This is a genomic window from Methylobacterium sp. WL120 (assembly GCF_008039465.1).
GTDB classification, from domain to species: Bacteria; Pseudomonadota; Alphaproteobacteria; order Rhizobiales; family Beijerinckiaceae; genus Methylobacterium; species Methylobacterium cerastii.
This window is the reverse complement of sequence record NZ_VRUT01000197.1, coordinates 1-7,130: the sequence shown is the minus strand read 5'-3', so window position 1 is coordinate 7,130 and position 7,130 is coordinate 1. Positions and strand designations below refer to the sequence as shown.

Annotated in this window: 7 protein-coding genes; 2 read left to right on the top strand and 5 right to left on the bottom strand. The window is 72.2% G+C overall.

The window, feature by feature from the left end:
• Positions 1-308, top strand: a 308-nt coding sequence (locus FV229_RS23840; protein ID WP_187275268.1) for a TPM domain-containing protein, incomplete at its 5' end; no start/stop codon positions are given.
• 402 nt (positions 309-710) lie between these two features.
• Here the strand turns inward: FV229_RS23840 and moaA are convergent.
• Positions 711-1,730 carry a GTP 3',8-cyclase MoaA gene (gene moaA, locus FV229_RS23830; protein WP_147754330.1) on the bottom strand — a complete coding sequence of 340 codons (1,020 nt, stop codon included), beginning with the start codon at positions 1,728-1,730 and terminating at the stop codon, positions 711-713.
• Between the two features lie 177 nt (positions 1,731-1,907).
• On the opposite strand from moaA, the gene FV229_RS23825 reads away from it, so the two are divergent.
• The gene (locus FV229_RS23825) at positions 1,908-2,348 is read left to right on the top strand and encodes a DUF971 domain-containing protein (protein ID WP_147754329.1); all 441 of its coding nucleotides are present in this window, start codon (positions 1,908-1,910) and stop codon (positions 2,346-2,348) included.
• A 72-nt stretch (positions 2,349-2,420) separates the two neighbouring features.
• Here the strand turns inward: FV229_RS23825 and FV229_RS23820 are convergent, their stop codons facing one another.
• The 4 genes from FV229_RS23820 to FV229_RS23805 form a co-directional block, all read right to left on the bottom strand.
• Positions 2,421-3,080, bottom strand: coding sequence for a L,D-transpeptidase (locus FV229_RS23820; protein ID WP_147754328.1), 660 nt, complete (start codon positions 3,078-3,080; stop codon positions 2,421-2,423).
• A gap of 484 nt (positions 3,081-3,564) precedes the next feature.
• Positions 3,565-4,959, bottom strand: coding sequence for a cytochrome P450 (locus FV229_RS23815; RefSeq protein WP_147754327.1), 1,395 nt, complete (start codon positions 4,957-4,959; stop codon positions 3,565-3,567).
• A gap of 138 nt (positions 4,960-5,097) precedes the next feature.
• A complete protein-coding gene (nadC, locus tag FV229_RS23810; RefSeq protein ID WP_147754326.1) occupies positions 5,098-5,952 on the bottom strand; it encodes a carboxylating nicotinate-nucleotide diphosphorylase in 855 nt (284 codons plus the stop codon).
• The coding region (locus tag FV229_RS23805) for an FAD-binding protein (RefSeq protein WP_147754325.1) at positions 5,949-7,130 on the bottom strand (1,182 nt) is incomplete at its 5' end. The genes FV229_RS23805 and nadC, both read right to left, overlap by 4 nt.

Sequence of the window (7,130 nt, the reverse complement as noted above, 5' to 3'; positions counted from 1 at the left end):
ACGCCGCGCGCCGCGCGTTCCGGGCGCGGGGGCTGGGGCGCACCCGCGGGCGGACCGGCATCCTGCTCCACCTGTCGCTCGCCGAGCAGCATGCCGAGATCGTCGCCGACACGGGCATCCTGGAGCGGGTCGGCGACGCGCGATGGACCACGACGCTGGCCGACCTCACGGCCGCGCTCCGCGCGGGCGAGGCGGAAGCCGGGCTCCTGCGCGCGATCGAACGCATCGGCGCGGAGCTGGCGCGTCACGTCCCGGCCGGTCCCGAAAACCCCGACGAACTGCCGAACCACGTCATCGTCGTCGAGTGAGGCCGAGGATCGGATCGGGCCTTCGTCCAACCAAGTGATTCCGAAAACCGAGGGCTACCGGCTTCGGGCATCCGTACTCCTGCCGGTCGTACACTTGGCTGCTCGCCGCACGCGCATCACCTCGCCCCGCGTGCGGGGAGAGGGCTTTGTCGACCTCGTCGTCGGCAAAGCGAGGCGGCAGCCGACGGTGAGGGGGCTGAGCCGGAGGAGCCTCGTCCGTTGGCGCCCCCTCACCGTCGCTTCGGCTCCGCCTTCGCTTCCCGCACGGACGACGAGGTCCGTGCGGGCCTCTCCCCGCCTGCGGGAAGAGGGGGACCCGCGCGTGATCCGAGACCGTAACGCAATGGGGCGATATCGGTGGACCCGAGGAAGAATCACCGGCGTAAAAGCGCCGGGCGGGTCTCAGCCGCCGGTCACGCTCATGTGGCGGGGCACCGCGGCGGGGCGCTGGCGCTCGATGACGAAATCGTGGCCCTTCGGCTTGCGCGAGATCGCCTCAACCACGGCCGCGGTGACGAGCGCGTCGTCCGGCGAGGCGCGCAGCGCCGAGCGGAGGTCGGCGGCGTCCTCCTGGCCGAGGCACATGTAGAGCTTGCCGGTACAGGTCAGGCGGACGCGGTTGCAGCTCTCGCAGAAATTGTGGGTCAGCGGCGTGATGAAGCCGAGGCGCCCGCCGGTCTCCTCGACGCGGACGTAGCGGGCCGGGCCGCCGGTGTGGTCTGGAAGCGGCGTCATCGTGTAACGATGCTCCAGGCGGGCGCGGGCGACCGAGAGCGGCAGGAACTGGTCGGTGCGGTCGCCGTCGACCTCACCCAGCGGCATCACCTCGATCAGCGTCATGTCCATGCCGAGGCCGTGGGCCCAGGCGATCATGTCGGCGATCTCGTCCTCGTTCACGCCCTTCAGCGCCACGGCGTTGATCTTGACCTTGATGCCGGCGGCGCGCGCGGCTGCGATGCCGTCGAGTACCACCGGCAGGTCGCCGCGGCGGGTGATCGCGCGGAACTTGTCGGGGTCGAGGGTGTCGAGCGAGACGTTGACGCGGCGGATCCCGAGCTCGGCCAGCTCGGCCGCGAAGCGCCCGAGCTGGGTGCCGTTGGTGGTAAGCGTCAGCTCGTCCAGCGCGCCGGTGCCGAGATGGCGCGACAGGCGGCGGAACAGGTGCATGATGTCGCGCCGCACCAGCGGCTCGCCGCCGGTGATGCGGAGCTTGCGCACGCCGCGGTCGATGAACACCCCACAGAGCCGGTCCAGCTCCTCCAGCGTGAGCAGGTCGCGCTTGGGCAGGAAGTTCATCTCCTCGGACATGCAGTACACGCAGCGCAGGTCGCAGCGATCGGTCACGGAGATGCGCAGGTACGTGATCGCCCGCTGGAACGGATCGATCAGCGGTGCCGGCTGAGGGTGGCTCTGATGACCCATGCGGGACTCTGAACGCGACGACGCGGTTTCCGCGCGGGGATCGGATGACGAACCTAGCATGGATGCGCATATGATGGGACGCAGGCCCGCGGGCAAGCGCGTGCAGGGCCGCAGAGGCGCCGCCCGCCTCAGAAGTTGCAAGAGACGTCGCAAGAGACGTTACAAGGGAGTCCGACCGTGACCGAGGAACGCTGGCCGACCGAGATCCGGCTGTCGGGGGACAAGCGCGTGCTCAACGTCGCCTTCGACGACGGCGGGCGCTACGCGCTGCCGGCCGAATATCTCCGGGTGTCGAGCCCGTCGGCGGAGGTGCAGGGCCACTCGCCGGCCGAGCGCAAGGTGATCGGCGGCAAGCGCGCGGTGGCGATCCTGGAGATCCAGCCGGTCGGCAACTACGCGGTGAAGCTCGGCTTCGACGACATGCACGACACCGGCATCTTCGGCTGGAACTACCTGCACGAGCTCGGCCGCGAATACGATTCTCGCTGGGCGACCTACCTCGACGAACTCGCCGAGCGCGGGCTGGACCGCGAGACCGCGAAGGTCGCCCCGATCAAGGGCGGAACCGCGGCGAAGGGCGGATGCGGGAGCGGAGGCGGCGGGTGCGGCTGCCACTGAGGGCAGGCGGGGCAGCAAAAAAGGCCGGCGTCTCGGCCGGCCTTCTTTGCTCGTGGTCCGGGATCGACGCGATCAGCGCTGGACGATGACCTTCGTGCCGACCTTGGCGCGGGTGTAGAGGTCGATCACGTCCTCGTTGGCCATGCGGATGCAGCCCGAGGAGACGGCGGTACCGATGGTCTCCGGCTCGTTCGAGCCGTGGATGCGGTAGATCGAGCCGCCGAGATACATGGCGCGGGCGCCGAGCGGGTTCTCGATGCCGCCCTTCATGAAGCGCGGCAGGTCGGGGCGGCGGCGCAGCATGGTCGACGGCGGGCGCCAATCCGGCCATTCCTTCTTCATGGTGATGTTCTGGACGCCGCCCCAGGTGAAGCCGGGACGGCCGACGCCGACGCCGTAGCGCAGGGCCTCGCCGTTGCCGAGAATGTAGTACAGGCGGCGCTCGGCGGTGGAGACCACGATCGTGCCGGCCGAGTACGGGCCGCTATAGGCCACGGTCTCGCGCGGCACCGCCGACATCTGCGGGACGGTGGAGGCCATCGGGTCGGCGGCGTTCAGCGAGGCGTTGGCCGTCGGGACCGCGACGACCTGGACCGCCTGCGGGCGCACGCGCACGGACAGGGCGTTGTCCAGCGGCTGACGGGTCAGCGGGTCGATCTCGTAGGCGAGTGCGGGAGCCGCCCAGGCGGCAGCCGCGCAGACGAGCCCGATCAGGGCGAAGTTACGACGCATCAAGGCCTCTCAGAAGGCAGGCGAAAGCTGTGGAGAACGCGGTGGACGACGCTTCGGCACGTTGGCGTACCAAGTCTCGCCAAGGGGTAAACGAGCGCGGCCCAAAGCCAAGCCTGAAACCGCGCCGCACCATGGTTGGCGCCGCGCCGTGACACGGTGGCAACACTGTGGCAGCGTTGCCGTATCGTGGCGAAATCGCGCTCTGGCGGCGCCGTTCGAACGGGGATCGATCCGCCATTGTTTGCCGGCAGCGATCGAATACCGCGACGCCGCATCGAAGCCGGGATTTCCATGTCCTCGCGTCCCGCCGGGGACGGAACATCGCGCTGCCTTTGTAGTCTATTCGGCTCTGAACCCCGGTACGGATGCTGCGGCGGCAAGCTAGGAGAACTGCGCCCGTATCCTGAGACCACGGGCCACCTTCGGAAGCGCGTTCCTCATGATCGAGGACGCGCTTTTTCCTTGTCCGGTCCTGCGCTCGGGATCAGCGCGGCTCGACCAGGACGGGCAGGCCGCCCTTCGGCTGCAGGCTGATGGCACCGAACGGCACCACGGGCGCATCCGAGGCGAGGCGGAACCGGAAGCGGCGTCCGAGCACGGCGATCACCACCAGCATCTGCGTCATCGCGAAGGACGCCCCGACGCAGACCCGCGGGCCGGTCGCGAAGGGCAGGTACGCGAGCCGCGGCCGGCCGACGCCGTTGGCTTCTGTGAAGCGTTCGGGATCGAACAGGTCGGGGTCGCGCCACAGCTTCCGGTGCCGGTGCACGATCCACGGCATGACCGCGATGATCGCGCCGCGGCGAACCCGGTGGCCGGCGACCACGTCGCGCGCCGAGGCCTGCCGCAGGATGGCGGGGATCGGCGGATAGAGCCGCATCACCTCCTCGAGCACGCGGCGGGTGTAGGGGAGCCGGTCGAGGGCCTCGGGCGTCGCCACGCCGTCGGGCATGGCCGCATCGAGCTCGGCATGGAACCGCGCCTCGACAGCGGGATGCAGGGCGAGCAGATACCAGATCCAGGTCAGCGCCCGGACGGAGGCCGCGCCGCCGGCGATCAGGCTCGCCGCCTCGTCCCGGACCTCCGAATCCGGGAGTTCCTGCCCGGTCTGCCGGTCGCGGCCGTGGGCGAGGCGCCAGAGCAGGTCGTGCGCCCCGGCATAGTCCGGCTGGCGCCTTGCGGCGATCATCGCGTGCAGCTCGGCGTCGAGGAGCGGCAGCGCCGGGTCGCGGCGGTGGTGGACGAGGCGGTCCGCGAGCCAGGTCGGCTTCGGGATCAGGTCGATCATCCGCGGCTTGTGCGGCACCTTCGAGAGCCAGCGCAGGATCGGCAGGCCCGCCGGGTCGCCGCCGGTCACCACCTGGTTCCACAGCAGGGTCGAGAGACTTCCGACCGACCGCTCGATGTCCACCGGCGCAGTCGAGCCCGCCGACGCGACCTCGTCGGCGATGCGCCCGGCGAGGTCGAGCATCGCCGGCACGTCGGGGCGGATCGAGCGCGGATCGATCGTCGGCGTCGCGACGCGGCGGTGCCGGCGCCAGACCTCGCCCTCGCTCGCCAGCGTCCCCGTCCGCAGGTCGGTCTCGAACAGGCGGCGGATCGAGGTCACGCGCGGGTAGTTGTCGAACCGGTCGATCAGCACGTGCCGGATCGCCTCAGGATCGCTGACGAACAGGACCTGCTGGCTCCAGTAGTTGCGCGGGACCACAAGGGTCTCGAACAGCTCGGCGTCGCAGGCCGCCAGCGAGTTGGTGGCGGCGGTCTTGAGGAAGGTCCAGGTCGGCAGCCGGCGGGCCGGGCGCGGCGGCATTCCGGGAATCGGCGGCTGTTCGGGCGTAGCCGCCCCCTCCGTCACGTCGTCCTCCACGCCGACCGCCATGAGACCCCGTCCCGACATCCGCCCGGGCCGAAGGATGCCGGACCGCTTCGCCTCGCGCCCGAGGCGACGGAGCCATGCGGCGTCGGAGGCCTCGGCACAAGGCCGTCGCCGCGAGGGCCCGGCCCGCCGCGGATGCGATCAGGCGGCGTCGAGGCCGAGATCGATGATCGCGGCGCTGTGCGTGATCCAGCCGCAGGAGATCAGGTCGACCCCGGAGGCCGCCACGGCGCCGACCGTGGACGCGTTGATCCGGCCGGAGGCCTCCGACAGCGCGCGCCCGTCGATCATCGCGACCGCGCGGGCGAGCTGCTCAGGGCTCATGTTGTCGAGGAGCACGGCGTCGGCGCCGACCGACAACGCCTCCTGCAGCTGGTCGAGGGTGTCGACCTCGACCTCGATCTTGACGAGGTGCCCGGCCCTGGCGCGCGCCCGCTCGATCGCCGGGACGATGCCGCCGGCGACCGCCACGTGGTTGTCCTTGATCAGCACCGCGTCGTCGAGGCCGAAGCGGTGGTTGGAGCCGCCGCCGGCGCGCACCGCGTGCTTCTCCAGGGCGCGCAGGCCCGGCGTGGTCTTGCGGGTGCAGACGATCGAGGCCTTGCCGTGCGGCCGCGCCGCCTCGACGAGGCCGGACGTGGCGGTGGCGACGCCCGACATCCGGCAGAGCAGGTTCAGCGCCACGCGCTCGGCGGTGAGGATCGCGCGCGCCGGCCCCGACAGGCGGATCACCACGTCGCCGGGGGCGACCCGCGCCCCGTCGCCGCGCTCGATCACCGCCTGGACGGCCGGGTCGACCAGCGCGAAGGCGATCACCGCGGCGTCGACGCCGGAGATCACGCCGTGCTGGCGCGCGGCGATGACGCCGTCGAGGCGGGCATCCGCCGGCACGATCGCGTCGGTGGTGATGTCGCCGGCGCGGCCGAGGTCCTCCAGCAGGGCTGCGCGGACGATCGGCTCCACGAGGAGCCGCGGCAGGGGCAGGATATCGCTCATCGGGCCATCGCCTCGTCGGTGCGCTCGGGTTCGGGCATCACGGCGTGCAACGTCGTCTCGCTGTGCCGTGCCGGCGCGGCGTGGGGGAAGTCGCTGCGCCAGTGGCCGCCGCGGCTCTCGCGCCGGTCGAGGGCGGCCTGCGCGATCATCACGGCGGTGAGCGCGGCATCGCAGCCCGCCTCCGCCAGCGGCGTCAGGGCGTCGACGGCGGCCCGAAGCCCGGCCTCGTCGCGCACCACGCCGACGTGGCGCTCCATGGTCTGCCGGATCGCCGGCAGGTCGCCCGCCGGGCGCTCGGTGCGGATGTCCGGCACGGCCGGCCCCGGCGGCATCGCGTCCAAGGCGTCGGCGATGAAGCCCGAATAGGCCAGCGCCTCGAGGAGCGAGTTGCTGGCGAGGCGGTTGGCGCCGTGCAGGCCGGTGGAGGCGACCTCCCCGTTCGCGTAGAGGCCAGGGACGCTCGACGCGCCCGCGCCGTCCACGCGGATGCCGCCCATGTGGTAGTGCGCGGCCGGCCGCACCGGGATCGCCTGCCGCGCCGGGTCGATGCCGGCTTGGGCGCACAGGCCGGCGACCGTCGGAAACCGCGTCGCCATCGCAGCGCCGAGCGCCCCGCGCGTGTCGAGGGAGACGGTTCGGCCGCGCGCCAGCGCCTGGAAGATGCCGCGGGCGACGACGTCGCGCGGGGCGAGGTCGCCGCCGGCGATGCCCGCCATCACGGCGGCGCCGGTCTCGTCGACGAGGCGCGCGCCCTCCCCCCGCAGCGCCTCGGTGGCGAGGGGCATCGGGTCGGCCCCGACGGCGATCGCCGTCGGGTGGAACTGCACGAACTCGAGGTCGCGCATCACCGCGCCGGCGCGTGCCGCCAGCGCCAGGCCCTGACCCGTGGCGCCGCGCGGGTTCGTGGTCGAGGCGTAGAGCGCGCCGACGCCGCCGGTGGCGAGCACCACCGCCCGGGCGGGGATGCGGAAGCGGGCGCCGTCGCGCTCGCACACCACGCCGGCCACCGCCCCGTGCTCGTCGCGCAGCAGGTCGTGGACCGAGGCCGTCACCAGCTCGATCGAGGGCGTGGCGAACACCGCCCGGACCAGAGTCTCGAGGACGCGGGCCCCGGTGGAATCGCCGCCGGCCCGCACGATCCGGCGGCGGCCGTGGGCCGCCTCCAGGCCGAGGGCCAG

Coding starts and splice junctions, on each gene's coding strand:
- nadC (WP_147754326.1), bottom strand. CDS start 5,952: ATGAGCGATATCCTGCCCCTGCCGCGGCTCCTCGTGGAGCCGATCGTC.
- FV229_RS23820 (WP_147754328.1), bottom strand. CDS start 3,080: ATGCGTCGTAACTTCGCCCTGATCGGGCTCGTCTGCGCGGCTGCCGCC.
- FV229_RS23815 (WP_147754327.1), bottom strand. CDS start 4,959: ATGGCGGTCGGCGTGGAGGACGACGTGACGGAGGGGGCGGCTACGCCC.
- moaA (WP_147754330.1), bottom strand. CDS start 1,730: ATGGGTCATCAGAGCCACCCTCAGCCGGCACCGCTGATCGATCCGTTC.